The sequence below is a fragment of the Ruegeria sp. BF12 genome (assembly GCF_056538705.1).
Genome location: NZ_JBQFTP010000003.1, coordinates 380,946 through 407,799 on the forward strand (window position 1 = coordinate 380,946; position 26,854 = coordinate 407,799).

Here is a 26,854-nt window from a genome sequence, read left to right on the forward strand (position 1 = left end):
GACCCCTGTGTGAGAAAGGTTTTGTAATGCTCTATTGGTTGACCGCCCTGTCGGACGGAGGAGATTTTTTCAACCTCTTCCGGTATATTACGTTCCGCGCAGGCGGCGCCTTTCTTACCGCGCTGATTTTTGGCTTTCTCTTCGGTAAACCGCTGATCAACGTACTGCGGAAAAAGCAGGGCAAGGGTCAGCCGATCCGGGATGATGGCCCGGAGGGGCATTTCTCGAAGGCCGGTACGCCTACTATGGGCGGATTGCTGATCGTGGGCGCGCTTGTAACATCGACCCTTGTCTGGGCGCGGTGGGACAATCCCTATGTCTGGATGGTTCTGTTTGTGACGTTGGCCTACGCTGCGATTGGGTTCGCGGATGACTATGCCAAGGTCTCAAAGCAGAACACCAAGGGCGTTTCAGGCAGAATGCGGTTGGCGCTGGGCGTCATCATCGCAGTTCTGGCGGCATTGTGGGCCACGTTGCACCACCCCGAAGGGCTGCAGAACCAACTGGCGTTGCCGATCTTCAAGGATACTCTGATCAATCTCGGGATCTTTTACATTCCGTTCTCGATTGTTGTGATCGTCGGGGCGGCCAATGCGGTGAACCTGACGGATGGTCTGGACGGTCTGGCCATCATGCCCGCGATGATCGCGGCCTCGACGTTGGGCGTGATTGCCTATGCCGTGGGACGGGTCGACTTTACCGAATACCTGGACGTGCATTACGTGCCCGGAACGGGGGAGATTTTCATTTTTACTTCGGCACTGTTTGGCGCCGGCCTTGGTTTCCTTTGGTACAACGCTCCGCCCGCAGCGGTGTTCATGGGTGACACCGGATCGCTGGCACTGGGCGGTGCGCTCGGGGCGATTGCGGTGGCCACCAAGCACGAACTGGTGCTGGCCGTAGTGGGTGGCCTGTTCGTGGTCGAGGCGTTGAGCGTGATCATTCAGGTCCTGTACTTCAAGCGCACTGGGCGCCGCGTGTTCCTGATGGCACCAATCCATCACCACTATGAAAAAAAGGGCTGGGCCGAGCCGACCATCGTGATCCGGTTCTGGATCATCTCTCTGATCCTGGCGATGATCGGTCTGGCGACCCTGAAAGTTCGGTAACGCTCCCGCCAGGTTCGGCGGACCTGCGGTCCACCTGCCACCTGTTGGGCCCGGCTCGCGCTGTCGCGCGAGCCTTTTGCCGCCCTTGCCATCCGGGAATTCTTCGGTGCAGTGTGGCGGCCAATCCAAAGTCAAAAAAGGGTGGGCAGAATGATCCCGGTCAAAGGGTTTTCAGGGCAGAAGGTTGCGGTTCTGGGGCTTGGCCGGTCGGGGCTGGCCACGGCGCGTGCGTTGCTGGCGGGCAAGGCCGAGCCGGTGTGCTGGGATGACAACCCCGCCGCGCGTGAAAAGGCTGAGGCCGAAGGGTTCACCTGCGCCGATCTGCGACGTCATGGGGCGTTTGATGATATCGCCTCGCTGATCGTCTCGCCGGGCATTCCGCATCTCTATCCTGATCCGAATCCAGTCGTTGCAGCCGCGCTTGAGGCCGGTGTTCCGGTTGACAATGACATAGGATTGTTCTTCCGCTCCTTCGCTGGGCCAGAGTGGAACAACTATGACACCCCGCCGCGCGTGATCGCGGTGACCGGGTCGAACGGGAAATCGACTACGGCGGCGCTGATCCATCATATCCTGACCGAGGCCGGGCGTGAGGCCCAATTGGCGGGCAATATCGGCCGCGGTGTGCTGGATATAGATCCGGGCGGTGACGGATCCGTCGTAGTGCTGGAGCTGTCCAGCTATCAGACCGAACTGGCCCGGGCGCTGACACCGGATGTGGCCGTTTTCACCAACCTTTCGCCAGACCATCTGGATCGGCATGGCGGTATGGGGGGCTATTTCGCCGCCAAGCGCCGGTTGTTTTCAGAAGGTGGACCGGATCGGGCGGTGATCGGTGTCGACGAGAAAGAGGGGGCATTTCTGGCAGGTCAACTGGCTGAAGGTCCTGCGGATGACCGGGTGATCCGCGTTTCAGTCGCACGTAAGCTGACCGGCCCGGGATGGCAGGTCTTTGCCCGCAAGGGCTTTTTGTCGGAGTACCGCAAGGCGCGGCAGGCCGGATCGATTGACCTGCGCGGGATCAAGGGGCTGCCTGGCGCGCATAACCATCAGAACGCCTGCGCCGCCTATGCTGCCTGCCGCGCGCTGGGGTTGGCGCCGCGTGTGATCGAAGGCGCGCTGCATAGCTATCCGGGCTTGCCACATCGCAGTCAGATCATAGCCGAATCGGGCGGTGTCACCTACGTGAATGACTCCAAGGCGACGAATGTCGACAGTGCCCTCAAAGCCTTGAGTGCATTCAAGCAAATCCGCTGGATTTGCGGAGGGCTTGAAAAAGAGGGCGGGCTGGCCTCCCTGAACGGCGCGTCGGATCAGGTCATCAAAGCTTATGTCATAGGGCGCGAGGCGGCGAACTTCGCCATGCAGCTTGAGGCAGACGCGCAGGTGTGCACCACGATGTCCGAGGCTGTCGAGCAAGCCATGAAGGACGCCCAACCCGGTGAAACCGTCCTGCTTGCCCCGGCGGCCGCCAGTTTCGACCAGTATGACAATTTCGAAAAGCGTGGAGAGGATTTCGTTGAGCAGGTCCGGCAGAGGCTGCCGGAATAGCCGTTTGCAATAGACCGCCGGTTGGGCCAAACTGAGGCGCTATCAGCTTGACGCGCCATGTTTATTGGTTTTGCTTGCCTGCAAATTCAACACGAGGTCATGACTATGCCATACCGTAAACTCTCTCTGATCCTGCCCGCCATTCTGGTCGTGGGGGCATGCACAAATATCGGTGCGAATTATCAGCCGGTCATCGACGGTCCGGTGAGCCCGAACTACAATGCGGATCTGGCGCAGTGTCAGGCTCTGGCAAGGTCGCAGCCAACTTTGAACAGCAGAACGGCAGGAGCGGCAGCCGTCGGTGCCGTTGGTGCTGCGGGAACCAAAGCCATTATCGACGACAGCGCAAGCGATCTGGGACGTACAGCCGCAGCCGGTGCGCTGATCGGTGCCGGAGCCAGCGCGCTGCAAAACACCCAGAACCAGGAAGTGATCGTCCGCAACTGTATGCGCGGTCGTGGTTACAACGTCGTCGGTTAAGCTTTAGCCGCGATTGCAGTTCCCGCGGCGTGGCCTGAGGACCAAGCCCACTGGAAGTTGTACCCGCCCAACCAGCCGGTGACATCCACCGCTTCGCCAATCGCAAAGAGGCCAGGGATATCCCTGGTCTCCATTGTTTTGGATGACAGGTCATCGGTATTGATCCCGCCCAGCGTCACTTCGGCTGTGCGATAGCCCTCGGTGCCTGACGGGGTCAGTTGCCAGTTCGAAAGGGCACTAATCAGGTCCGTCAGCGCGGCATCGGACTGATCAGCCAGATTGCCTTGCATTGAGATGTGCTTGCTCAGGTATTCCACCAGCCTTGCCGGAATATGGCGTGCCAGTTCAGTTGTCAGCGCTTTACGCCCGCCACTTTGCCGCTGATCCCGCAGCACGTCGAACAAAGGAAGGTCGGGGATCAGGTTAACCCGGATCGTTTCACATTCCCGCCAGTAAGAAGACAGTTGCAGAACCGATGGCCCGCTCAGGCCGCGATGGGTGAACAACAGGGCTTCGTCAAAGCTGGTGCGGTCATTGGACAGCCGCGCGGGGAGGGACACGCCGGACAGATCTTTGAACTGTCCGTTCGAAAAGGTGAATGGCACAAGCGCGGCCCGCGTTTCGGTCAGGCGCAGCCCGAATTGCTTCGCGATTTCATAGGCCAGTCCGGTCGCGCCCATCTTGGGGATGGATTTGCCACCAGTGGCCAGCACGAGGTTGGCGCAGGTCAGTTTCAGGCGCTGGCCCTCGCGTTCGACTTCCAGTGCGAACCCCGCGTCAGTTTTGCGCAGGTCTTTCAGCTCGGTTCTCACCCATAAATCTGCCCCGACACGCTCCATCTCGGACAACAGCATCTGAATGATCTGCTTCGACGACCCGTCACAAAACAACTGGCCCAGCGTTTTCTCATGCCACGCGATGCCGTGACGTCCGACAAGATCTACGAAATCCCATTGCGTGTACCGTGCCAGTGCGGATTTGCAGAAATGCGGGTTCTGGGACAGGAAGTTTCCGGGCGCCGCATACATGTTGGTGAAATTGCAGCGACCACCGCCTGAGATGCGAATTTTCTCACCAGGCGCCTTCGCGTGATCGATCACCAGCACCCGCCCGCCGCAATGCGCGGCGCACATCATACCGGCCGCGCCGGCACCTAGGATGATCGCGTCATAAGTCATGCGCAGCGCATGGCGGGAAATGGCGGAGATATCAAGTGGAAGCGAATGTCAGCGTGAAGGGTCGAGGAGGTATTGTGCTAGACTCCTGCCGTGCAAGACCCTCAGTCGCGCCCGTTGCATAGGAGGACGCCCAGATGATCATGCGAATTTTCCAAGTCACAGTTCGGCCCGGTAGAGAGGCTGAGTTCTCAAAGTTCTTTCACGAGACGGCGATTCCCCTGATGCAAAATACGGACGGGATCGTTCAAGTTCTACCGGGGGCTCCACGCAAGGAAACGCCTCGCGAGTTCAGCTTTGTCATGGTCTGGAGCAGCTTGGATGCATTGAAAGCCTTCATCGGAGACGACTATACGAGCCCACATATTGATCCGGCTGAGGCTGAACTCGTCGAATCCAGAACGATCAAGCATTACAACCTGGTTGCTTAAGCCTCTGGTTAATCTGAAAATGATGTCTTCATCTGCTGCGGCGGCTTTCGGCCACCAAATTCCATGCCCGCCTGTCATTCCGCTAGCCCAAACGCAAAATTCCCTGTAGACTCTCAATCAGATCCCGAAAACGGGACGTTAACGAGGCAGATAGTGGCGGTATCTCATGACTGAGATGGTGTATGGCGCGGTCCAGGACCAGCGCGGCGAACCGATTCTTCCAAAGTGGTGGCGAACAATTGATCGCTGGACGATGTCCTGCGTGCTGATCCTGTTTGTCATCGGCCTGTTGCTGGGACTGGCTGCTTCGCCGCCGCTGGCCGGGCGCAACGGGTTTGATCCGTTCCACTATGTTGAGCGGCAGGTGCTGTTCGGCGGTCTGGCGCTGATTGCGATGCTGCTGACCTCGATGATGTCGCCGACACTGGTGCGGCGTCTGGCGGTTCTGGGCTTTCTGGCCGCTTTTGTGGCGCTGGCTTTCCTGCCTGTTTTCGGTACGGATTTCGGAAAAGGGGCGGTGCGCTGGTATTCGCTGGGGTTTGCGTCGATGCAACCGTCAGAGTTTCTTAAGCCCGGATTTGTCGTTGTCGCAGCGTGGCTTCTGGCCGCATCGCAGGAAATCAACGGCCCGCCGGGGCGGCTTTGGTCCTTTGCGCTGTGTATGGCGATTGTGGCGATGCTGGTGCTGCAGCCGGATTTCGGACAGGCCTGTCTGATCCTGTTCGGCTGGGGCGTGATGTACTTCGTGGCTGGGGCGCCGATGCTGCTGCTGGTCGGCATGGCCGGGGTCGTGGTGCTGGGCGGCATGTTCGCCTATTCGAATTCGGAACACTTTGCGCGTCGTATCGACGGCTTTCTGAACCAGGAGGTCGACCCGACCACGCAGCTTGGCTATGCCACCAACGCCATCCGCGAGGGCGGCCTGTTCGGTGTCGGCGTGGGCGAAGGGCAGGTGAAATGGTCTCTGCCTGATGCCCATACCGATTTCATCATCGCTGTCGCGGCCGAGGAATATGGACTGATCCTGGTGCTGATCATCATCGCACTCTATTCGCTGATCGTGGTACGCTCGTTGCTGAGACTGATGCGCGAGAGGGACATGTTTATCCGCCTAGCCGGGACCGGTCTGGCCTGCATGTTCGGCGTTCAGGCAATGATCAACATGGGTGTGGCTGTGCGACTGCTGCCTGCCAAGGGTATGACGTTGCCCTTCGTCAGTTATGGCGGTTCCTCGCTGATTGCAGGTGGCATCGCGGTCGGCATGTTGCTGGCCTTTACCCGAAGCCGCCCTCAGGGCGAACTTGGCGATATTCTGCGCGGAAGAGGATAATGGGGAAACCTTACCTGTTGATTGCTGCTGGCGGCACCGGGGGCCACATGTTCCCCGCGCAGGCGCTGGCCGAAGCGATGCTGAACAAAGGCTGGCGCGTCCGTTTGTCCACTGATGAGCGCGGTGCACGGTATACTGGTGGTTTTCCGCAAACGACCGAGATTGTCGAGGTTGCCTCGGCCACATTTGCGCGCGGTGGGCTGGCCGCCAAGGCCATGGTCGGACCCAAAATCGCTGCAGGCGTCACCAACGTTGCGATCCAGATGATGCGGGATAAACCGGATGTGGTCGTGGGCTTTGGTGGGTACCCGTCGATCCCGGCGCTGGGGGCAGCAACGATGCTGAACGTTCCGCGTATGATCCACGAACAGAACGGTGTTCTGGGGCGCGTGAACCAACTGTTCGCCAAGCGCGTGGCCATCGTGGCCTGTGGTGCCTGGCCAACCGACCTGCCAGAGGGTGCCAACGGTATCCATACCGGAAACCCCGTCCGCGCCGCAGTTCTGGATCGCGCGGCCGCCGGTTACATCCCGCCGGGCGATTACCCGATGTCGGTTCTGGTAATGGGCGGCTCTCAAGGCGCACGCATTCTCAGCGACGTTGTCCCCGGTGCTATCGCCGCGTTGCCCGAAGACCTGCGCAACCATATTCGCGTGGCCCATCAGGCGCGCGACGAGGATGGCGAACGGGTCACTGCGTTCTATGCCGAGCACGGGATCCGTGCCGAAGTCCTTCCGTTCTTCGATGATGTTCCCCGACGCATGTCCGATGCCCAATTGGTCATCTCACGTGCCGGTGCGTCCAGCGTTGCCGATATCTCGGTCATCGGGCGGCCATCGATCCTGATCCCCTTTGCCGCTGCCGCGGGTGACCATCAGACCGCCAACGCGCGCGGGTTGGTTCAGGCAGGCGGCGCGATCATGATCCCCGAAAACGTGCTTGACGTTCCATCGCTGACAGAGCAAATCACCGCAGTTCTGACCAACCCCGAAGCCGCGCAAAAGATGGCCCATGCCGCCCTCTCGACCGGTGCCCCCGACGCGACCGAGCGTCTGGTCGCTCTTGTCGAACAACTGGCGCAGAAGGAGACCACATGAATCCAGCAACCAAACTGCCGCAAGACGTAGGATCGATCCATTTCGTGGGGATCGGTGGTATCGGGATGTCAGGGATCGCCGAAGTGCTGTTGAACCTTGGCTACCGGGTGCAGGGATCGGACCTGAAGGCGTCCAAGATCACCGATCGTCTGGCTGGTTTGGGGGCTGAGATCTTTGTTGGTCAACGGGCCGAAAACCTGGAAAACGCCGCTGTTGTGGTGGTGTCGACGGCGATCAAACCGGGTAACCCGGAACTTGATGGCGCGCGGGCGCGAGGGTTGCCGGTGGTTCGCCGCGCTGACATGTTGGCGGAGCTAATGCGCCTCAAGTCGAATATCGCGATCGCGGGCACGCATGGCAAAACCACGACCACGACGATGATGGCTGAATTGATGGTAGCCGGTGATTTTGACCCGACCGTCATCAATGGCGGCATTATCCACGCCTATGGCTCGAATGCGCGGATGGGGCAGGGCGAATGGATGGTGGTCGAGGCCGACGAATCCGACGGCTCGTTCAACCGTCTGCCCGCAACCATCGCTATCGTTACCAATATCGACCCCGAGCATATGGAGCATTGGGGCGATTTCGACCAACTGCGGGACGGGTTTCACGAGTTCGTCTCGAACCTGCCGTTCTATGGCCTTGCCGTCTGCTGCACCGATCATGCCGAAGTGCAGACTCTGGTGGGCAGGATCACCGACCGGCGCGTGCGGACCTATGGCTTCAATGCGCAGGCAGATGTGCGCGCACTAAACCTGACTTACGAGGGCGGGGTGGCCCATTTCGACATTCATCTGCAAAACGAAGACAAGGTGATCAAGGGCTGCACCCTGCCCATGCCCGGCGATCACAACGTCTCGAACGCATTGTCTGCCGTGGCCGTTGCCCGCCATCTTGGTATGAAATCGTCGGAAATCCGCGATGCGCTGGCCAATTTCGGCGGCGTCAATCGACGCTTCACAAAGGTCGGAGAGGTGGATGGCGTCACAATCATCGACGACTATGGGCACCACCCGGTGGAAATCGCGGCTGTGTTGAAGGCTGCCCGTCAGGCAACCGGTGGCCGCGTCATCGCCGTGCATCAGCCGCACCGTTACTCGCGCCTGTCGAACTTGTTTGACGATTTCTGTACCTGCTTCAACGACGCGGATGTCGTGGCTATCGCCGATGTTTTTGCCGCCGGAGAAGATCCAATCGAGGGGGCCAGCCGCGATGATCTGGTGCAGGGCCTGATCCGCCACGGGCACCGCCATGCTCGGGCATTGCTGGACGAAAACGATCTGGAACGCCTTGTACGCGAACAGGCCCGCCCCGGTGACATGGTTGTCTGCCTTGGGGCCGGTACGATCAGCGCCTGGGCCAATGGGTTGCCTGAGCGTTTGCAGCACAAACAAGCCGTGTAGCACCATGGACTCCGCTGTGATGCAACTTTAGAGTGTTGCGTCGCAACCGCAGATGAGAATGTCCTTGGAGGGGCAATTGGTGTATTCGGTCGTATTCGCTGCCTTGTGGGTTGTGGCCTCGACGATCGTGGCCATGCTGCCTATGCGTCTGCAATTCCCGCCGGGCGTTGTCCTTTTCGTCTCTGCGCCCGCGCTGATCGTCTGGCTGGGTCACGACTTTGGCTGGTTCTTTTCGGTGCTGGCCTTTGCGGCCTTTGCATCGATGTTCCGCAACCCCATTCGTTACTATTGGCGTCGATGGACCGGGCAGGAGGCTGAGGAATGAACTGGTCGATCGCCCTGGCCGCCCTGTGGGGAATTGTCGCAAACGTGCTGGCAATGATCCCAAGCAAAGACAACCACTGGACCCGCGCATATATCCTGATTGGCGTCGGCATCCCGATTCTCGGCTATGTGACATTGCAGAACGGCCCGTGGATCGGGTTGGTTGTTCTGGTGATGGGCATGTCCGTGCTGCGTTGGCCAGTGATTTACCTGACCCGTTGGACAAAAGCGAAATTGCAGGGCATGAAGACGATCAATAAGTAACCGACCATTTTCAGGAGGCTCCTATGGTCGACATTGCCACATTCGCTTATCTGCCGCTTATTGCGTTCGTTCTAGGCGGCATCGCCGGCCTGGTCGCCGCGCGCTGGGTCGGGACCAAAGCTTTGCTATGGCTGATTGGTCTGACCTCAGCCGCTGGTCTGGTGCTGATCGTGATGCTTGCAGGCGTTGAAACGGGCGAGGAACAACAGGCTTTCGGTCCCTTCGTCTGGTTGACCGGTGCTGTGTTGCCCTTCCTTTTTGCCGTCATCATGGGCGGTGTCGGCGGGCACACTCTGGCCAACCGGGCAAACGCATGAACGGTATGCCTGCTGTTCGGGGTCGCCTGTCTGAGGCCCGAACCCTTTCCGACCTGACCTGGCTCCGCGTTGGCGGTCCAGCGGATTTCCTGTTTCAACCAGCCGACATTGCAGACTTGCAAGCCTTTTTGCGTGATCTTCCGGCAGACGTTCCGGTGTTCCCAATGGGCGTCGGATCGAACCTGATCGTCCGTGACGGAGGTCTGCGCGCGGTTGTGATCCGGTTGGGGCGCGGGTTCAACGGCATTTCGGTTGAGGGTAACACCGTCACCGCCGGGGCCGCAGCGCTGGACGCGCATGTGGCACGCAAGGCGGCGGATGCGGGCGTTGATCTGACCTTTTTGCGCACGATCCCCGGCTCAGTCGGCGGTGCGGTGCGGATGAACGCAGGCTGCTACGGCAGTTATACTGCGGATGTTCTGCGGAAGGCCACCATCGTCACACGGAAAGGGGACCTCGTGGACCTGACACCGAAAGACCTGAACTTCCGCTATCGCCAATCCGATTTTCCCGAGGGTGCGGTTTTGGTCTCGGCCACGTTCGAAGGTTCGTCGGGCGATCCCGAAGAGTTGCATGCCCGAATGTCGGCCCAGTTGCAAAAACGCGACGAAACGCAGCCGACCAAGGACCGCAGTGCCGGTTCGACGTTCCGCAATCCGGCCGGATTTTCTTCGACCGGACGGGCGGATGATGTGCACGACCTGAAGGCCTGGAAGGTGATCGATAACGCCGGGATGCGTGGCGCAACACGGGGTGGCGCGCAGATGAGCGAAAAGCACTCGAATTTCCTGATCAACACCGGTACTGCCACCGCTGCCGACCTCGAAGGTCTGGGTGAAGATGTGCGAAAAAAGGTTTACGAAACAAGCGGCATCACGCTAGAGTGGGAAATCATGCGGGTCGGTGATCCGCTGGCAGAATAAGGCCCTTACCGTCAGACCAATAACAGGCAATTTAATGCGACGGATCAAAGGCATAAACGCAGTACGGACCACGACATAAGGTCCGGGGACATTGAGGCGCACGAAGTGGGACTGTCGAGCAGGACAAACCCCAAAGTGGCGGTATTGATGGGCGGACCCTCGAAAGAACGCGAGGTGTCTCTCAGCTCTGGGCGCGAATGCGCAGCCGCCCTAAAGGGAGAAGGCTTTGAAGTGGTCGAGTTGGACGCAGGTCCTGACCTCTATGCGCGCCTTCTGGAAATCAAGCCGGATGTGGTTTTCAACGCCTTGCATGGCCGCTGGGGCGAGGATGGCTGTGTGCAGGGGCTGCTGGAATGGATGCGTATTCCGTACACGCACTCCGGTGTGCTGGCCTCGGCTCTGGCCATGGACAAGCAGCGCAGCAAAGAGGTTTACGAGGCCGAAGGCCTGCCTGTCGTTCCAAGTGTGATCGTTCCCAAAGTTGAGGTTATTAAGGTCCACGTGATGGAGCCTCCTTATGTGGCCAAGCCCAACAACGAAGGGTCCAGCGTCGGCATCTACATCGTGCAAGAAGGGTCCAATGGCCCGCCGCAACTGTCAGATGAGATGCCCGATCTGGTGATGGTCGAGAAGTACATCGCTGGTCGCGAGTTGACTGTCACAGTGATGGACGACCGTGCCCTGACGGTGACCGAGATCATGACCGATGGCGGCTGGTACGATTACGACGCCAAGTATAAGCCCGGCGGATCGTGGCATGTCCTGCCTGCCGACATTCCAGCCGACATTTTCGACCGTTGTATGGATTACGCATTGCGCGCGCACAGTGCGTTGGGATGCAAAGGCGTCAGCCGCACGGACTTCCGTTGGGATGACAGCATGGGCACAGATGGGCTGTTCCTGCTGGAAACCAATACTCAGCCCGGCATGACGCCAACGTCGCTGGTGCCGGAACAGGCCGCGCATCTGGGTATGACATTCGGACAGCTTTGCGCCTGGATGGTGGGGGACGCTTCATGCGACCGCTGACAGCCACCCGGGCGCCTGTGATTCATCGGTCCAAACAGCTGGCCGGTCCGGACGCGGATTTCGAATCCGGGGCGCGCTCGGGTGCCGAACCCAAGCTGCGATTGCGTGGCTTGTTTGGCCGCAATGCCGGGGCCGGTCGCTTCGACCCGGCGCCGTCGCGCCTCAGCTATCGGTTGCAGCGCTGGATGCTGACACCGGGAATTCGTCGCGGTTTGAAGTTCGGGTTGCCGGTACTTGCAATGTGTGCGGCGGCCGGCATCTATTTCGGTTCGCAAGAGCGTCGCGACGCAGTGGTGGCCTATGTGGTCGACATCAAAACCTCGATCCAGCAGCGACCCGAATTCATGGTCAATCTGATGGCCATTGATGGGGCAGGGACCAACCTGTCCGAAGATATACGCGAGGTCGTGCCTCTGGATTTCCCGATCAGTTCCTGGGATCTGGATGTCGAGCAGATCCGCGATACAATCATCGGCTTGAATCCAGTTAAGTCGGCCACAGTACGCGTGCGTCCGGGCGGTATTCTGCAGGTTGATGTGGTCGAGCGTCAGCCTGTCATCATCTGGCGTACGCGGAACGGGATCGAGTTGCTGGATGAAACCGGCGCCCATGTGGAACGTATCGCCGCTCGTAAGGATCACCCGAATTTACCACTGATCGCCGGTGAAGGTGCCGACGGCCACGTGGGTGAGGCGCTGGAATTGCTGACAACCGCCCGCAGCCTGGGTGGTCGCGTGCGCGGGCTGGTGCGAATTGGCGAACGTCGCTGGGATCTGGTCATGGACCGGGGCCAGCGCATCATGTTGCCGACCGAACGTCCGGTGCGTGCGTTGGAGCGCGTCCTGGCTGTGAATGAGGTGCAGGACCTTCTGGAACGCGACGTGGCAGTCGTCGACATGCGCCTTGGGCAGCGTCCAACAATAAGAATGACCAAAGCCGCCAGCGAAGACTGGTGGAATACAAAAGTGACAGTGGGTAGCGAGCAATAAGACCATGATGACCGATCTTTATCAGTCCCAGCGTGCCATGCGGCAGATGCGCAGACAGGCAATGCAGCGCGGTGTCGTTGCAATTCTTGACGTTGGCAGTTCCAAGATTGCCTGCCTAGTGCTGCGTTTCGACGGGACCGGTCGGCTGAGCGAGGACAACACCATCGGCTCGATGGCGGGTCAGACCGGCTTTCGGGTCATCGGCGCGGCTACCACCAGGTCGCGCGGGGTGCAGTTTGGCGAAGTCACCGCCATGCAGGAAACCGAACGCGCTATTCGTACTGCGCTGCAGGCGGCGCAGAAGATGGCCGATATCCGTGTAGATCACGTCATCGCTTGTTTCTCGGGCGCCAACCCGCGGTCCTATGGTCTTGACGCGCAGGTCGATCTGGAAGGCCAGGTCGTGAATGAGGCCGAAGTTGGCCGCGTTCTGAACGCCTGCGACGTGCCGGATTACGGGGCGGGGCGCGAGGTACTTCATGCCCAACCAGTGAACTTCGCGCTCGACAATCGCTCGGGCCTGATCGACCCGCGCGGGCAAATGGGGCAGAGTCTTGCCGTCGACATGCATATGCTGACCGTCGATGCGATCGCGATCCAGAACATCGTACGCTGCATCAAGCGGTGCGATCTGGAATTGGCCGGGATTGCGAACTCGGCCTATGTGTCTGGTATTTCTGCGCTGGTCGAGGACGAACAGGAACTAGGCGCGGCTTGCATCGACATGGGTGGCGGAACAACCAGCGTTTCGATCTTCATGAAAAAGCACATGATCTATGCCGATTGTGTTCGCATGGGCGGCGATCACGTGACCTCGGACATCTCGATGGGGCTGGGCATTCCGGCTTCCGTGGCAGAGCGGATCAAAACATTCAATGGTGGCGTACATGCCACCGGCGCGGATGACCGCGACCTGATCGACATCGGCGGTGATACCGGTGACTGGGAACACGACCGGCGCACTGTCAGCCGTGCCGAGCTGATCGGAATCATGCGGCCCCGCGTCGAGGAAATCCTCGAAGAAGTGCGCGTGCGCCTGGATGCGGCAGGGTTCGAGCACATGCCCAGCCAACAGATCGTCCTGACCGGTGGGGGCAGTCAGATCATGGGGCTGGATGGCCTTGCCACGCGCATCCTTGGTCAGCGCGTTCGCCTAGGGCGTCCGCTGCGGGTTCATGGTCTGCCGCAATCGGCGACAGGGCCGGGGTTCTCATCTGCCGTGGGGCTTAGCCTGTTTGCGGCGCACCCGCAGGACGAATGGTGGGATTTCGAAATTCCCGTCGACACCTATGCTGCGCGCCCGTTCAAACGCGCCGTGCGCTGGTTCCGTGACAATTGGTAAGGCTGGGATTGCCGCGCTGCTGGCGCTGATCCCGCTGGCAGCACAGGCGCAGACCCGGATCACGCCCGAAGTGTTCCTGAGCGCGGTTCAGGGCAAGACCGTCACGTTCCACGACTATCCCACTGGCGAATTGGTAGGCACCGAGGAATTCCTCAGCGCTACGCTTTCAGTTTGGCGGATGGTGGGGCGGGGGTGTGTCTATGGTCAGATCACGACGCCCGACGGGCAGATCTGTTTTCTGTATGACGATGATGAGGACGGTGTCCCCGTCTGCTGGTGGCCGTTCCTGCACGAAGACCGGTTAATGGTGCGGTTGGCAACTTTCACGCATTCTGAAATTCAAGAGGTGCGCAGTATCACCGAGGACGGTTTGAACTGTCCAAGTGCCCCGATTGGTTAAAGAAATGGGTTGCAGCCGACTCGATTATCCCGCAAGATATCCACATGGCCCGACAGAGGCCCGCGGCAGGACCTGAGCAGTTTTCCGCAGTTCGACAGTTATGAGTCTTCTTGGTGAAGCGTCGGTTGGTTGCCGCGCGTATATCGCCTGTTTTGTGCTACATTGAGTTCTTTCCGCAACATCTGGGAGTATTTGCGAAATACTGCCGGTCAGCGCCTTATTTCCTCCATATTTTGTGGATTCACGCGATTTTTGGCGTGACGTTTGCCGTTTCGAACGGTAGGATTGATGCAGGATAGGTAAGAAAAACACCGCTTTGGCGGGTCAATAAAACAGGCGGACAGAGCATGACATTGAATCTTTCGATGCCCGGGCACGACGAACTGAAGCCTCGGATTACAGTATTTGGCGTTGGTGGTGCTGGCGGCAACGCTGTCAACAACATGATTGAGAAACAGTTGGACGGCGTCGATTTCGTGGTCGCCAACACAGATGCGCAGGCGCTGCAGCAAAGCCAGTCTTCGGCGCGAGTTCAGTTGGGCGTGAAAGTCACCGAAGGTTTGGGGGCAGGGGCCCGTCCGGCTGTTGGTGCCGCAGCTGCAGAAGAAAGCATCGAGCAGATCGTTGATCACCTGGCAGGCGCACATATGTGCTTCATTACTGCTGGTATGGGCGGTGGCACCGGCACGGGGGCTGCGCCGATCATCGCACAGGCCGCGCGTGAGCTGGGCGTACTGACAGTGGGTGTTGTGACCAAGCCCTTCCAGTTCGAAGGTGCCAAGCGCATGCGTCAGGCCGAAGACGGCGTGGATATGCTGCAAAAGGTCGTCGACACGCTGATCATTATCCCGAACCAGAACCTGTTCCGTCTGGCCAACGAAAAGACCACCTTCACCGAGGCGTTCTCGATGGCAGACGACGTTCTGTATCAAGGCGTTAAGGGTGTGACCGACCTGATGGTGCGTCCGGGCCTGATCAACCTCGACTTTGCTGATGTTCGCGCAGTGATGGACGAAATGGGCAAAGCGATGATGGGTACTGGTGAAGCCACCGGCGAAGATCGCGCGGTTCAGGCTGCCGAAAAAGCCATCGCCAACCCGCTGCTGGACGAGATCAGCCTCAAGGGCGCGAAGGGCGTATTGATCAACATCACCGGCTCGCACGACCTGACCCTGTTCGAACTGGACGAAGCCGCCAACCGCATTCGCGAGGAAGTAGATCCCGAAGCAAACATCATCGTCGGTTCGACCCTGGATACCGCGATGGAAGGCGGTATGCGCGTGTCGGTCGTCGCTACAGGTATCGACGCCAGCGAGAAAACCGATGACGTTCCGGTTGCGCGCCGCTCGATGTCGGCTCCGCTGACACGCACGGTTTCGGCTGAAGAGCCTGCACAAGAAGAAGCACCGGTCGCGGCTGAGACAGTTGAGCACGCACCGCAGCCCGAAATGAACCGCGAACCCTCACTGTTTGAAACATCGGAAGAGCCCGCGCAGCCCCAGTTCCAGCCGCGTGTTGAGCAGGATGATGACGGTCTGCCGCCCCCGGCATACCAGCCGCGTGTTGCAGAATTTGAGCCGACCCCCGAACCGGTTGAGACTGCGCCTGAGAGCTTTGTCGCTCCGCAGCCTCAACCGGCAGCGGGTACACCTTCGCCCGAGGCACTGCAGCGACTGCAGGCCGCCGTTCAGAACGTTCCGCAGTCCGAGCGGAGCCCCTCGATGGTTCGTCCCACAGCCCCTCAACCGGCCCCTGCACCGCAGGGAGAGGCGCATGATCGGCCCCGGTTTGGCTTCAATCGGTTGATCGACCGGATGACCGGTCATGCTGCCGACACACCGGCCCAACCGCCGCGTCAGCAGCCTGTAATGCGCCAAGCTGACGCTACGGCACCTGCGCGGGAAGAAGCAGACCCCGAGCAGGATCGGATCGAAATCCCCGCCTTTTTGCGCCGTCAGGCCAACTGATCGCGGTAACAAAATGACTACAATGGGTCGCCAAATGGCGGCCCTTTTCTTTTGTTTTACAGGTATTTGAAGGGGTGTAAGCAGGGATTTGCCGATCTGTTACACCCATGTTTCATTTGGTTACAAAGAGTGAGTTGAGCCTTGACGCGGCCTTCCTTAACTGAGTGTCCAACACGGCCGAACCAGGTCGGACACCACTCTTCGAGGTTCACCTTGCAACATACGCTCAAATCTCCGGTCACGTTTACAGGCATCGGGCTGCACAGCGGCAAGCCTGCGACGATGGTCCTGAAACCGGCTGCTGCCGGTCACGGCATCTGGTTCAAGCGGACGGATATTGAGCTGGGCAATGCCCTCATCCCTGCGATCTATGACGTGGTTGAGCGCACCCCGCTCTGCACCCGTCTGATCAACGACGCGGGTGTCTCTGTTTCCACTGTCGAACATATCATGGCGGCTCTGGCCGGTTGTGGTGTTCATAACGCTCTGATCGAAATCGACGGTCCCGAAGTTCCGATCATGGACGGTTCGTCAATCGATTTCGTGCGCGGAATCATGGCCAAGGGCGTTCGCCGTCAGGCCAGCCCCGTTCTGGCCTACGAAGTTCTAAAGCCGGTGACTGCTATGCGTGAAGGTGCCAGCGCATCGATTGCGCCTGCGGACGGGCTGATCATCGATTTCCACATCGACTTTGAGGACAGTGCGATTGGCAGCCAGACCAAGCGTCTGGACATGCGCAACGGATCGTTCGCGCGTGAGCTCAGCGATTGTCGGACCTTCTGCCGCCGCACCGACGTCGAAGCGATGCGCGACAATGGTTTGGCTCTGGGCGGTACGCTGGAAAATGCTGTCGTTGTTCAGGGTGACGAAGTCCTGACTCCCGGTGGTTTCCGCCATGCGGATGAAGCCGTGCGCCACAAGATGCTGGATGCACTGGGTGACCTGTATCTAGCGGGCGGCCCAATTCTGGGTCACTTCACTGGCGACAAGTCGGGTCACGCAATGACCAACACATTGCTGCGCAAACTGTTTGAGACGCCGGGCGCAGTCCGCCCGATCCTGTGCACACCCGAACAGGCGGCCCGTCTGCCCGGGCAGGGGTTGGTCTGGGACGAAATCCCGGAAGTCGCCTGATTGGATCAACTCTGACGACAATTCCGCCAACTGGCGCATAAGGCGTTTTGCACCGGAATTATATGTGCTAGACCATGGCCTAAACCGGGGCATAACCCCGTCAAGTAATACGACAAGGATAGGCGGAATGGTTGGCACCAAAGCGGCAGTCAGATTCGCAGGCGCGATTCTTCTGACAGCAGTTTTGACGGCGTGCGCTGGCAAAGGCGCAGACCGCGATCAGAACCTGGAAGGGTTCACTCCCGAACAGATTTTCACGCGCGGCGAGTTTGAGCTGTCGCAGAATCGTTCGGATGATGCGGCGTGGTATTTCTCGGAGGTCGAACGCCTGTATCCCTATTCCGACTGGGCCAAGCGCGCGCTGATCATGCAGGCGTTTTCGTACCATGCGGACAAGAATTACGAGGAAAGCAGGGCTGCCGCACAGCGGTACATTGATTTCTATCCAACCGACGAAGACGCGGCCTATGCGCAGTATCTTCTGGCACTGAGCTATTATGATCAGATTGACGAGGTTGGGCGCGATCAGGGGCTGACCTTTCAGGCGCTGCAATCGCTGCGAACGGTGATCGAGGTTTATCCCGACAGCGAATATGCGACCTCTGCGGTGCTGAAATTCGACCTGGCCTTTGACCATCTGGCAGGCAAAGAGATGGAGATCGGGCGCTATTACCTGCGTCAGGATCACTATTCCGCCGCCATCAACCGGTTCCGGGTTGTGGTCGAGGATTTCCAGACTACGTCGCACACGGCTGAAGCGCTCTATCGTCTGATCGAGGCATATCTGGCGCTGGGGCTGGTTGACGAGGCGCAGTCGGCTGGTGCCATTCTGGGTTACAACTATCAGTCGTCTGAATGGTATGATGCGGGCTACAAACTGTTGACGTCGCGTGGGCTAGACCTGAAGAGTCGCGGCAACAACTGGCTCAGCACGATTTACCGTCAGACTCTCAAAGGTGAGTGGTTGTAATCGCCATGGCCAAAGGGGTGGGACGCTAAGACCCGATGCTGCGCGCCCTCGATATCCGCGATATGCTGATCATCGACCGGCTGGAACTGACGTTTCAGCCGGGTCTGAACGCTTTGACTGGTGAGACCGGGGCGGGCAAATCGATCCTGTTGGATTCGTTGGGGTTCGTGCTGGGCTGGCGTGGACGGGCCGAGCTGGTGCGGCAGGGCGCTGCACAGGGTGAAGTCGTGGCCGAGTTCGAACTGCCCGAAGGGCATCCGGCGCATGGCATTTTGGCCGAGGCAGGGTTGCCCGGAGGCGAGGCACTGATCCTGCGCCGCGTCAATACGGCTGAAGGGCGCAAGACGGCGTGGGTCAATGACCGCCGCTGTTCGGGTGAAGTACTGCGCGCATTGTCCGAAACATTAATCGAGCTGCACGGGCAGCATGATGACCGCGGTCTGTTGAACCCGCGCGGCCACCGCGCAATGTTGGACGACTATGCCGGGGCAGGGGATCACCTTGCCAAGGTAAGATCGGCCTGGTCGGAAATGTCCCGTGCTCGGAAGGTTCTGACCGAGACAGAGGCGGCCCTTGCCGCCATGCGGGCAGAGGAAGAGTTTCTGCGCCATTCTGTCTCTGAACTGGATAAACTGAACCCGCAACCGGGCGAGGATGCTGAGCTCGACGCCCGCCGTCGCATGATGCAGGGGGCCGAACGTATCCGCGATGATGTTGCCCGCGCTTTTGATTTGCTAGGCGGCAACGGGGCCGAGGCGGCAATGGCGGACGCCGTGCGCTGGCTTGAAGGGGTTTCGGACAACGCGGGCGGTCAGCTTGAGGAACCCATCGCTGCGTTGGGGCGTGCGCTGATCGAGTTGGGGGAGGCGCAGGATGGTGTGAATGCCTGCCTTCAGGCTCTGGATTTCAATCCGGCAGAATTGGAGGCCGCCGAAGAGCGCCTGTTCGCGATCCGCGCACTGGCCCGCAAGCATGATGTTGCCCCCGACGACCTAGGTGCCTTTGCTGACACTTTGCGGGACCGGTTGAACCGGCTTGAGGCTGGGGATGCGGATTTGGCTGACCAACGCATTGCAGTCGAAGCCGCGCAAACCGCTTACAATCACGCTGCCGCGGACCTTAGCGTCCTTCGTCATACGGCGGCAGGGCAATTGGATTCGGCTGTCATGACCGAACTCGCGCCTCTGAAAATGGAGCGCGCAGTGTTCCAGACCGAAATCACTGTTGCCGACCCCGGCCCCGAAGGCGCCGATGCTGTGGCGTTTACCGTTGCTACCAACCCAGGTGCGCCATCTGGTCCGCTGAACAAGATCGCGTCGGGCGGTGAACTCAGCCGCTTTCTGCTGGCGCTCAAGGTTTGCCTGACCGGTGACGACAGTGCCCGCACGATGATTTTCGACGAAATTGACCGTGGTGTCGGTGGTGCGACCGCCGATGCAGTTGGCCGGCGACTGGCTTCGCTGGCGCAGGGCGGGCAGGTGCTGGTCGTGACGCACTCGCCACAGGTGGCCGCCCGTGCGGCGCATCATTGGCGCGTTCAGAAACAGGTCACAAATGGGCAAACCTTGTCCACCGTCGTGCCGTTGGGCGAGCCGGACCGTGTGGATGAGATCGCCCGCATGGTCGCAGGCGACACCATCACCGACGAGGCGCGCGCCGCTGCCCGTGCGCTGCTGGATGCCTGACGTCATTCTGCCGCTTTCCTGCATTCAAACCGTCGCGATCCCACTTTTATAAGGGCGCTCCGTGGCTTACTAAGGGGAAAGACGTGATCCCCGAGGGCCAATGACGCAATCAACCCGCACCGTTCTGCGCAACCAGCTCAATCAGGCTCTGGCCGCGATCAAGGACGCTTGGCGGGTGATGCTTCGACGCGGTCCCAGTCAAATCCAGTTCTGGTTCATCGCACTGGCCATCGGTATTGCAGCGGGTTTCATGGCGCTGGGATTCCGCAAGGCGATCCGAGCCTTGCAGGCCTATGTCTATGACACCGACGATATTCTGCTGCTGCACAGCCATGCCGAGAAATTGCCCTGGTTTCTGATTTTGATAACGCCGATCATCGGCGGACTGATCGTGGGGATCATCCTGCACAAGTTCACCGACGACGGGCGTGTTCGATCGGTTGCAGATGTGATCGAGGGTTCTGCGGTGACCGATGGTAGGGTCGAAGAAAAGGCGGGCATCGCGTCCTTCTTTGCCTCGCTTATCACGCTCAGCACCGGAGGGTCGACGGGGCGAGAAGGGCCAGTTGTCCATATGGCCGGGGTGATATCGACCTGGGTCAGCAACCGTATCCATGCCGATGGCATTACGGGGCGCGATTTGTTGGGGTGTGCGGTGGCCGCTGCTGTGTCGGCCAGCTTTAATTCACCCATCGCCGGCGCGTTGTTCGCGCTTGAAGTCGTGTTGCGCCATTTCGCGGTGCATGCCTTTGCGCCGATCGTGATCGCCTCGGTCGCGGGGACGGTGATCAACCGGCTGGAATATGGCGACGTGACCGAGTTTGTACTCGAGACGCCGGGCTCGTTGCAATTTTACGTGGAACTGCCAGCCTTTCTGATCCTCGGCCTGATCTGCGGGCTGGTGTCCCTACTGCTGATGCGTTCGATCTTTTTTGCCGAGGATATCGGCAATCATATCCAGAGCCGTCTTTCCCTGCCGCGTTGGCTGCGCCCGGCTGTGTCCGGTGCGATGCTGGGCCTGCTTGCGATCTGGTTTCCGCATATCATCGGTGTGGGGTATGAGACCACGATCCGCGCCCTGGCCGGGGATTTGACTTTGACGGTCGCCATCCTGTTCGCGGTGATCAAAACAGTTGCTTTGGCCATCACCATGGGCGGGCGTATGGGGGGCGGAGTGTTCTCGCCCTCGCTTATGATCGGGGCGTTGACCGGGCTGGCCTTTGGTTTGATCGCAACGGGTTTGCTGCCGGATGTGTCAGGCACCCACACTCTGTATGCTTTTGCAGGTATGGGGGCTGTGGCGGCTGCCGTTCTTGGGGCACCGATCTCAACCACGATGATTGTCTTTGAACTGACCGGAGACTGGCAGATCGGGATCGCGGTGATGGTCTCGGTCTCGATGTCGACCGCTTTGGCCTCGCGCCTTGTTGACCGGTCGTTCTTCCTGACCCAACTCGAACGTCGCAATGTGCACCTGGCAGCCGGGCCGCAAGCCTATCTTCTTGCCATGCTGCGCGCCGGGGCGGTTATGCGCCCCATTGGTGACACACGCTCAATCACGAATGAGCAGGCCCGGGAACTGATAGAACAGGGCCTCTGCGTGCAGGCCGGAGATACGCTTGAGGCCGCGATGCCTTATTTCGACCGCGATGACATCCCTTGTATTCCAGTCGTCATCGTTGAGGCCGATGGCAGTGAAACTCCGGTCGGGGCGCTGTATCACATCGACGCCCTGAAGGCCTATAACCGAGCGCTGGCTGCCACGGCAGCCGAGGAGCATTCCTAACGCCGGTACACGGTTGCGGCATCGCCAAGGTAATTGTTCCACGCGAACCAGTATGAGATATGGCCAGCGACCCGGGGCAGCCGTGTGCCATCCGGCCCGATCAGTGCTTCTTCGGTCATGGTCCATTTCCGGCCTTTTTCGTCCACCAAACCGTCCCCTGACGCAGTAAACTTATGTGACGCACGCTCATAGGCCCGCACCGCGCGTTTGTCCGAGTTCCCGATCAGCACCAGCGGGCGGTTGGCAATTGCATCATTGATGACCCGCGCCTTGTTGAACAAATCCAAAGGCCATGCCCGTGCCGCGCCAAACTGGCGAATGGCGAAGACATAGTCCTTCTGCTGGTGATGGGACTGATCAACCAGCGCAGGGAACATCAACTCGGGTGAGGCGAAGTATTCGCGATAGACCACACCCGACCCATAGTTCCGCCGGTGCCCAGTTTTCAGCGACAGCACCTGCGTTTTGGGGTGTGATGTTCTCCAGCTTTCCCAAGTCGTAATAACTACGGGGCGCTGCTTCAGCTCAATTCCGCTATCGACCAGGGGGCCAACAACCGGCTTGCCTGTGTATTGGTTCCACAAAGAGTGTGTCTGGCGGTCGAACATCAGCTTGTTGGACCGATACAGGAACCCGGATGAGCCAAAGATCAACGGTTTCTCACGCCCGGGCACCTGCGTTTCGAACAGAATTCCGGATCCGCACAGCGTACAATAGGCCAGCGCCACTGGAACGCCGCCGATCACCTCATTGAACATCTCATGCCAGCCCATGATCCGTAGCGGATAGGCCCGTTCGTCTCCGTTGATCGACACGCCAAAGACCAGGTCATCGTCCTTGAGGTAATCAGCACGCGCAGCGGGGATCAGCCCAGGATTGTCCAGTGAGGGGATGCCGTCCTTTCGCACACCGCCCCAGGCGATTTCTTCCAGACGGATTTTCATCTTGTCAGGCTGCAGGTATTCCGGGCGTAGAAAATCGTCGAAGTTTCCATCGATCCCAAGCAGCACTTCGCGCTTGAACGGAATCAGAGACGGGTGGGGCACAATCTGCGGGTTCTTTTCCTGCCACAGCATCCAGTCAAACCAGTCTGCGCCGATGTCCTCTCCGGTCAAAGAGCGCATAACGCGCGCGATCTCGTCACTGCGACGCCTGCCAAATCGCATACCAGTCAGCAGGGCTGGGACAACGTCCGGATTGCCGCGTTCTGTCAGAAAGGCCATACCTTGCTCAAACTCTGAGGCACTTCCGAACAAGGTGGATCGCACGGCCTCCAGCACACGATCCTGCTGGGCGGACAGCGCGCCGGGCAGTATGATCCCGACGCTCAGCGATCCGGCGAAACTGCGACGGGTAATCGACATGGCATCCTCTGGCGGTGTTCGGAAACATTGTGCACGCTTGGTGCTTCAAATGCATGAAACAGCCTCGTGAACGCGCCGTGAACGCACTTGAGACCGGTCGCGCCGGATGTTGTCGTAACGTTTAACAGAATCCGCCGAACCGCCGAACAAGGTTAAAAGCCTTGGGTTTGGGGCCGATTATTGCTGGTTTTCTACGTGAAATGCGCGGGCCAAGATCGTTCTGATTTTCCTGTTTTCTTGATCCAAACCCAGAAAAATCGTTAATATGGGTAAGGTCTGCCACGGTATTTTCACAAGTACATAGCGATTTTAGTTTCTCCCGTGTGGGAGGCGGGACCTGCAAAGTTTCAGAAACTTGAGCGGCACAACTGCACTGAATTAATTTTGAACAAGATCTCAGGTTAACAGGGGCACGGTTCAATGCTCTTTCTGCATCTCGCTTTGCATCCCCTGTTTCAAGAGTAGCTGGTACCATCGCGGGCTTGCGGCATGGAACTGCCGCCTGATCTTGAACCCGGAGATACAGTGTGACCCTATCAGAGGAAAACCTCCTGCTCATCGGGGATTTGTTTCCTGTCCAAGACGGCCAGCGTTGTGTTTCAGAGGTGATCCGACACTTTGCAGGTGGTGCGTCGCCGGGCCACGCAAGTAAATTTTTTCAATCTAAACGTATTCTTTCGTGTCCATTTTGGAGGACCTCAGAATGCGTATACAGACAACAGCGGCCGACCCGGTCCGGCCGGTGGCAGGCGGCGTTCACTGCTTCGAAAACGAGAAAAACTGTTTGTGCTTGGAATTGAATGACAGCACGCGAATTCAGGCGCGCCGCGTGTTTCTGGCGGCAGGGGTTCTGGGAACTGCAACGCTGCTTGCACATAGTCTGCCACAGATTGCGGAGATCGGCTTTCAGGATCACGCGCCTTACACCATCAACTGTCTGGGGCTGAGGCGGGCTCTGGGGTCGCCGCGGAATTATACGAACCGGGGAAACTTCAATGCGATGACGCTCAAACGCAAAAACGATGGTAAATGCGATCTCTTTGCCTCCGTTTACGCCGTGTCACAAGCGCCGGTCAGCTTGGTGACGATGTTGGGTCTGGGTCCGCGCTTACGCGGTTGGCGTATGGGTCGTTTTATTGTTTTCGTGCAACCCCTCCGGAACTGGACGCCCAAAACATTTGTGAAATTTCGCCACCAGCCACAACAAGACCGCATCGAGGTAACCCATGTCCCCGCACCGGAACAGGATGACCGTCTACTGTGCTTTCTTGATTGGCTCGCGTCACACAGAGTGCGCAACAAACTGGGAGTCACGGCGCCCGGACAGGGGTTCCACTATCACAATTTGACAATCGGTGCCCGAAACGAACCTGTGGACCAGACGGTTGAAACCGCCTTTCAGGGCCAGGCTCGGGTCATCGATGCCTCTTGCCTGACTGAAACTGGCTGCCCGCCACACACCCTGACGTCCATGGCGCAGGCCTACGGCCGTGTGAGCCACGACGTGGCCAGAACCGAACGGGTAAGAGAGGGAATCTGAGGCCGGATCTATCCTTAGATCTGCTCGACCTTCACGGAGTCGACGCGATAGAACGCGACGTGGTCCTTGATTTCGGCCATCGCCGGAACAGGGTCTTCATAGCTCCAGGCTGCGTTTTCGGTCACCGAAGATTTGTTTGCGATAGAGTAGTGCGTCGCATCCCCTTTATGCGGGCAATGTGTGACCTTCTCCGTACGGTCCAGAAAGGCCATCCCGATATCGGCGCGAGGGAAGTATATCACCGGTTCCAAATCACCTTCCAACAGTTCCAGTGCGTTCATGCTCTCTCCAAGAACGGCGCCGCCGGAACGAACACTCCATTTACCAGCTGCCTTACGGATCGTTATCTCAGTCATCTCTGCTTCTTCCCTCGTCTTATTCTTCGGATCACTCCTCTGCCCAGTTTATGTGACAGTTCAGTGTCAGATCGGTGCAGTTGCGGCATCCAACCACAGTTGAGCGTCAACGCCCAGCCTTGGACGGACTTTTTCCGCAACGTCGCGGTGATAGGCATTCAGCCACGCTCGTTCTTCCTGCGTAAGCATATCGACTACTATAAGCCGCCGGTCAATCGGAACGTAGGTCAGGGTTCGCCAATTCAGCATTGCGCGCTCGTCATCCCCGCCGGGCAGGGCCGGGGCCTCTTGCACCACAACAAGGTTTTCGATCCGAATACCAAAGGCACCCTCGCGGTAGTATCCCGGCTCATTGGACAGGATCATGCCCGGTTCCAGCGGCACATTGCTGACCTTCGACAGGCGCTGCGGCCCTTCGTGGACGCTCAGATACGCGCCGACCCCATGGCCAACCCCGTGATTGAAATCCTGACCCGCCAGCCAAAGAGGAGCCCGTGCGATGCATTCAATGTCCCGCCCGGCCAACCCAACAGGCCAGCGTAGCATGGACATATTGATCATCCCTTTCAGAACGCGCGTGAAACACGCTTTTTCCTCATCACCCACGCCCCCGATCGCGATGGTGCGGGTGATGTCGGTCGTGCCATCGAGATACTGCCCGCCGCTGTCCAGAACCAGCAGATGCCCATCCTCCAGCCGGCTGTCTGTCTCTTCAGTCACCCGGTAATGCATGATCGCGCCATTGGGCCCGGTGCCGGCAATCGTGTCGAACGAGATATCCTGCAAGGCGTTGTCCCGGCGGCGGTTCTCCTCAAGCTGCGTGACCACCTCCACTTCGGTCAGAGCGCCAGGGACCTGTGCGTCCAGCCAGAAAAGTGTCTCGATGACGGCCACGGCGTCGCGCAGATGCGCCTCGGCGCTGCCTGCGATTTCAGCCGGGTTCTTGCGCGCTTTGGGCAAGGCGCAAGGATCGCCCCGGTCCAGCATCTTGCCGCCCAACACGTCCGCGACGGCCTGCGGCAGCGTTCCAAGATCGACCTGAACGGATCCTTCCAGTTCAGCGACCACGCCCAGAAATGCCTGAGGTTTATGGACCTGCACCTGACTTCCGAGATGGTCGTTCAACCCAGCCAGTTTTTGCGCGTCCATGAAAAGGTCGACCCGCCCATCCGCATGCAGAATGGCGAACCCATGCGCAACCGGGTTGTACCCGATATCCGACCCTCGAATATTCAGGAGCCACATGATCGAATCCGGCAGAGTAATGACCGCCGCAGTACATCCGTTCTGCTGCAGGTCGTCTGCCAGCCGCGCGGTTTTGCTTGCGGCTGTTTCGCCGGAAAACTCAATCGGATGCGCCTTGACCGGGTTCAGCGGAGGATCCGGCTGATCAGGCCAGACGCGATCCACAAGATTGTCACTGCGCACCAGTTCGATGCCGCTTCCGTTCAACTCTTTTTGTGTGCTGGAAATCTGGCCAGCCGCATGCAGCCAAGGATCAAAGGCAACCTTGCCACCGTTGGGCAGTTGCTCTTTCAGCCACGTACTCAGGCTGGTTTCGGGCCATGGCACCGGCGTGAATTCGGCCGCGACCTGTGCCTTGACCTGCGTGCGATAACGCCCGTCGATGAACACGCCGGCAGTATCCGTTAAGGCCGCGCAAAACCCTGCCGAGCCGGTAAACCCGGTCAGCCATGCCAGTCGCTCATCCCGTGGTGCTACGTACTCACCTTGGTGCGCGTCCGCGCGCGGGATCAGAAACCCGTCGACCCCTTCCTGCGCCATTTCGGCCCGCAGGGCGGCCAGCCGGGGTGGTCCCTGTTCCGGGCGCGCTGTCACGGCAAAGGACTGAAACATCTCATACCTCTCTCAGACGGGTCTTACC

The 26,854-nt window shown here is 59.3% G+C and carries 25 protein-coding genes; 21 read left to right on the forward strand and 4 right to left on the reverse strand.

Going from position 1 to position 26,854, the window contains the following annotated elements; all coding sequences use genetic code 11:
• Positions 1 to 26 precede the first annotated feature (26 nt).
• The 3 genes from mraY to ACR0J0_RS07535 all read left to right on the forward strand — a co-directional run bounded on the left by mraY (position 27) and on the right by ACR0J0_RS07535 (position 3,140).
• The gene (gene mraY / locus ACR0J0_RS07525; RefSeq protein ID WP_480662582.1) at positions 27 to 1,109 is read left to right on the forward strand and encodes a phospho-N-acetylmuramoyl-pentapeptide-transferase; all 1,083 of its coding nucleotides are present in this window, start codon (positions 27 to 29) and stop codon (positions 1,107 to 1,109) included.
• A 150-nt stretch (positions 1,110 to 1,259) separates the two neighbouring features.
• Positions 1,260 to 2,660: a UDP-N-acetylmuramoyl-L-alanine--D-glutamate ligase gene (murD, locus tag ACR0J0_RS07530; RefSeq protein ID WP_480662584.1), complete on the forward strand. Its 1,401-nt coding sequence runs from the start codon at positions 1,260 to 1,262 to the stop codon at positions 2,658 to 2,660.
• 105 nt (positions 2,661 to 2,765) lie between these two features.
• Positions 2,766 to 3,140 (forward strand): glycine zipper family protein, encoded by a 375-nt coding sequence (locus ACR0J0_RS07535; RefSeq protein WP_480662586.1) that lies wholly within the window; start codon positions 2,766 to 2,768, stop codon positions 3,138 to 3,140.
• Here the strand turns inward: ACR0J0_RS07535 and ACR0J0_RS07540 are convergent.
• Positions 3,137 to 4,318 carry a BaiN/RdsA family NAD(P)/FAD-dependent oxidoreductase gene (locus ACR0J0_RS07540; RefSeq protein WP_480662588.1) on the reverse strand — a complete coding sequence of 394 codons (1,182 nt, stop codon included), beginning with the start codon at positions 4,316 to 4,318 and terminating at the stop codon, positions 3,137 to 3,139. The genes ACR0J0_RS07535 and ACR0J0_RS07540 overlap by 4 nt on opposite strands.
• A gap of 134 nt (positions 4,319 to 4,452) precedes the next feature.
• Here ACR0J0_RS07540 and ACR0J0_RS07545 point away from each other — a divergent pair, with 134 nt between their 5' ends.
• From ACR0J0_RS07545 to ACR0J0_RS07625, 17 genes are all read left to right on the forward strand, one after another.
• Entirely contained in the window at positions 4,453 to 4,746 is a 294-nt protein-coding gene (locus ACR0J0_RS07545; protein WP_480662590.1) for an antibiotic biosynthesis monooxygenase family protein, read from the forward strand.
• A 166-nt stretch (positions 4,747 to 4,912) separates the two neighbouring features.
• The gene (ftsW, locus tag ACR0J0_RS07550) at positions 4,913 to 6,076 is read left to right on the forward strand and encodes a putative lipid II flippase FtsW (RefSeq protein ID WP_480662592.1); all 1,164 of its coding nucleotides are present in this window, start codon (positions 4,913 to 4,915) and stop codon (positions 6,074 to 6,076) included.
• Positions 6,076 to 7,173 carry a UDP-N-acetylglucosamine--N-acetylmuramyl-(pentapeptide) pyrophosphoryl-undecaprenol N-acetylglucosamine transferase gene (locus tag ACR0J0_RS07555; protein WP_480662594.1) on the forward strand — a complete coding sequence of 366 codons (1,098 nt, stop codon included), beginning with the start codon at positions 6,076 to 6,078 and terminating at the stop codon, positions 7,171 to 7,173. Before ftsW ends, ACR0J0_RS07555 begins: the two co-directional genes overlap by 1 nt.
• Entirely contained in the window at positions 7,170 to 8,579 is a 1,410-nt protein-coding gene (murC, locus tag ACR0J0_RS07560) for a UDP-N-acetylmuramate--L-alanine ligase (protein WP_480662596.1), read from the forward strand. The genes ACR0J0_RS07555 and murC overlap by 4 nt, the downstream gene beginning before the upstream one ends.
• A 52-nt stretch (positions 8,580 to 8,631) precedes the next feature.
• Positions 8,632 to 8,904 (forward strand): DUF2484 family protein, encoded by a 273-nt coding sequence (locus ACR0J0_RS07565; protein WP_480662598.1) that lies wholly within the window; start codon positions 8,632 to 8,634, stop codon positions 8,902 to 8,904.
• Complete coding sequence (locus ACR0J0_RS07570; protein WP_480662600.1) at positions 8,901 to 9,167, forward strand: DUF2484 family protein; 267 nt, start codon at positions 8,901 to 8,903, stop codon at positions 9,165 to 9,167. Before ACR0J0_RS07565 ends, ACR0J0_RS07570 begins: the two co-directional genes overlap by 4 nt.
• 23 nt (positions 9,168 to 9,190) lie before the next feature.
• Entirely contained in the window at positions 9,191 to 9,484 is a 294-nt protein-coding gene (locus tag ACR0J0_RS07575; protein WP_480662602.1) for a hypothetical protein, read from the forward strand.
• Entirely contained in the window at positions 9,481 to 10,407 is a 927-nt protein-coding gene (gene murB, locus ACR0J0_RS07580) for a UDP-N-acetylmuramate dehydrogenase (protein WP_480662603.1), read from the forward strand. Before ACR0J0_RS07575 ends, murB begins: the two co-directional genes overlap by 4 nt.
• 147 nt (positions 10,408 to 10,554) lie before the next feature.
• Entirely contained in the window at positions 10,555 to 11,436 is an 882-nt protein-coding gene (locus ACR0J0_RS07585; RefSeq protein WP_480662605.1) for a D-alanine--D-alanine ligase, read from the forward strand.
• On the forward strand, positions 11,424 to 12,425 hold the full coding sequence (locus ACR0J0_RS07590; protein WP_480662607.1) for a cell division protein FtsQ/DivIB: 1,002 nt from the start codon (positions 11,424 to 11,426) through the stop codon (positions 12,423 to 12,425). Before ACR0J0_RS07585 ends, ACR0J0_RS07590 begins: the two co-directional genes overlap by 13 nt.
• A 7-nt stretch (positions 12,426 to 12,432) precedes the next feature.
• A complete protein-coding gene (gene ftsA, locus ACR0J0_RS07595; RefSeq protein WP_480662884.1) occupies positions 12,433 to 13,767 on the forward strand; it encodes a cell division protein FtsA in 1,335 nt (444 codons plus the stop codon).
• Positions 13,754 to 14,167 (forward strand): hypothetical protein, encoded by a 414-nt coding sequence (locus ACR0J0_RS07600; protein ID WP_480662609.1) that lies wholly within the window; start codon positions 13,754 to 13,756, stop codon positions 14,165 to 14,167. The genes ftsA and ACR0J0_RS07600 overlap by 14 nt, the downstream gene beginning before the upstream one ends.
• Positions 14,168 to 14,514: 347 nt before the next feature.
• Positions 14,515 to 16,134, forward strand: coding sequence for a cell division protein FtsZ (gene ftsZ / locus ACR0J0_RS07605; RefSeq protein ID WP_480662611.1), 1,620 nt, complete (start codon positions 14,515 to 14,517; stop codon positions 16,132 to 16,134).
• A 213-nt stretch (positions 16,135 to 16,347) separates the two neighbouring features.
• Positions 16,348 to 17,268, forward strand: a complete 921-nt coding sequence (gene lpxC, locus ACR0J0_RS07610) for a UDP-3-O-acyl-N-acetylglucosamine deacetylase (protein ID WP_480662613.1) — start codon at positions 16,348 to 16,350, stop codon at positions 17,266 to 17,268.
• A 127-nt stretch (positions 17,269 to 17,395) separates the two neighbouring features.
• The gene (locus tag ACR0J0_RS07615; protein ID WP_480662615.1) at positions 17,396 to 18,238 is read left to right on the forward strand and encodes an outer membrane protein assembly factor BamD; all 843 of its coding nucleotides are present in this window, start codon (positions 17,396 to 17,398) and stop codon (positions 18,236 to 18,238) included.
• A gap of 35 nt (positions 18,239 to 18,273) precedes the next feature.
• Complete coding sequence (gene recN / locus ACR0J0_RS07620; protein WP_480662617.1) at positions 18,274 to 19,923, forward strand: DNA repair protein RecN; 1,650 nt, start codon at positions 18,274 to 18,276, stop codon at positions 19,921 to 19,923.
• A 100-nt stretch (positions 19,924 to 20,023) separates the two neighbouring features.
• Positions 20,024 to 21,709 (forward strand): chloride channel protein, encoded by a 1,686-nt coding sequence (locus ACR0J0_RS07625; protein ID WP_480662619.1) that lies wholly within the window; start codon positions 20,024 to 20,026, stop codon positions 21,707 to 21,709.
• Here the strand turns inward: ACR0J0_RS07625 and ACR0J0_RS07630 are convergent.
• Positions 21,706 to 23,073, reverse strand: coding sequence for a DUF3179 domain-containing protein (locus tag ACR0J0_RS07630; protein WP_480662620.1), 1,368 nt, complete (start codon positions 23,071 to 23,073; stop codon positions 21,706 to 21,708). The two genes, ACR0J0_RS07625 and ACR0J0_RS07630, sit on opposite strands and share 4 nt — an antisense overlap.
• 703 nt (positions 23,074 to 23,776) lie before the next feature.
• On the opposite strand from ACR0J0_RS07630, the gene ACR0J0_RS07635 reads away from it, so the two are divergent.
• The gene (locus ACR0J0_RS07635; RefSeq protein WP_480662622.1) at positions 23,777 to 24,613 is read left to right on the forward strand and encodes a hypothetical protein; all 837 of its coding nucleotides are present in this window, start codon (positions 23,777 to 23,779) and stop codon (positions 24,611 to 24,613) included.
• A 14-nt stretch (positions 24,614 to 24,627) separates the two neighbouring features.
• On the opposite strand, the gene ACR0J0_RS07640 is transcribed toward ACR0J0_RS07635, so the two are convergent.
• Together ACR0J0_RS07640 and ACR0J0_RS07645 are read right to left on the reverse strand one after the other, a co-directional pair.
• Entirely contained in the window at positions 24,628 to 24,969 is a 342-nt protein-coding gene (locus ACR0J0_RS07640; protein WP_480662624.1) for a DUF427 domain-containing protein, read from the reverse strand.
• Between the two features lie 66 nt (positions 24,970 to 25,035).
• Positions 25,036 to 26,826 (reverse strand): aminopeptidase P family protein, encoded by a 1,791-nt coding sequence (locus tag ACR0J0_RS07645; protein ID WP_480662626.1) that lies wholly within the window; start codon positions 26,824 to 26,826, stop codon positions 25,036 to 25,038.
• Positions 26,827 to 26,854 lie beyond the last annotated feature (28 nt).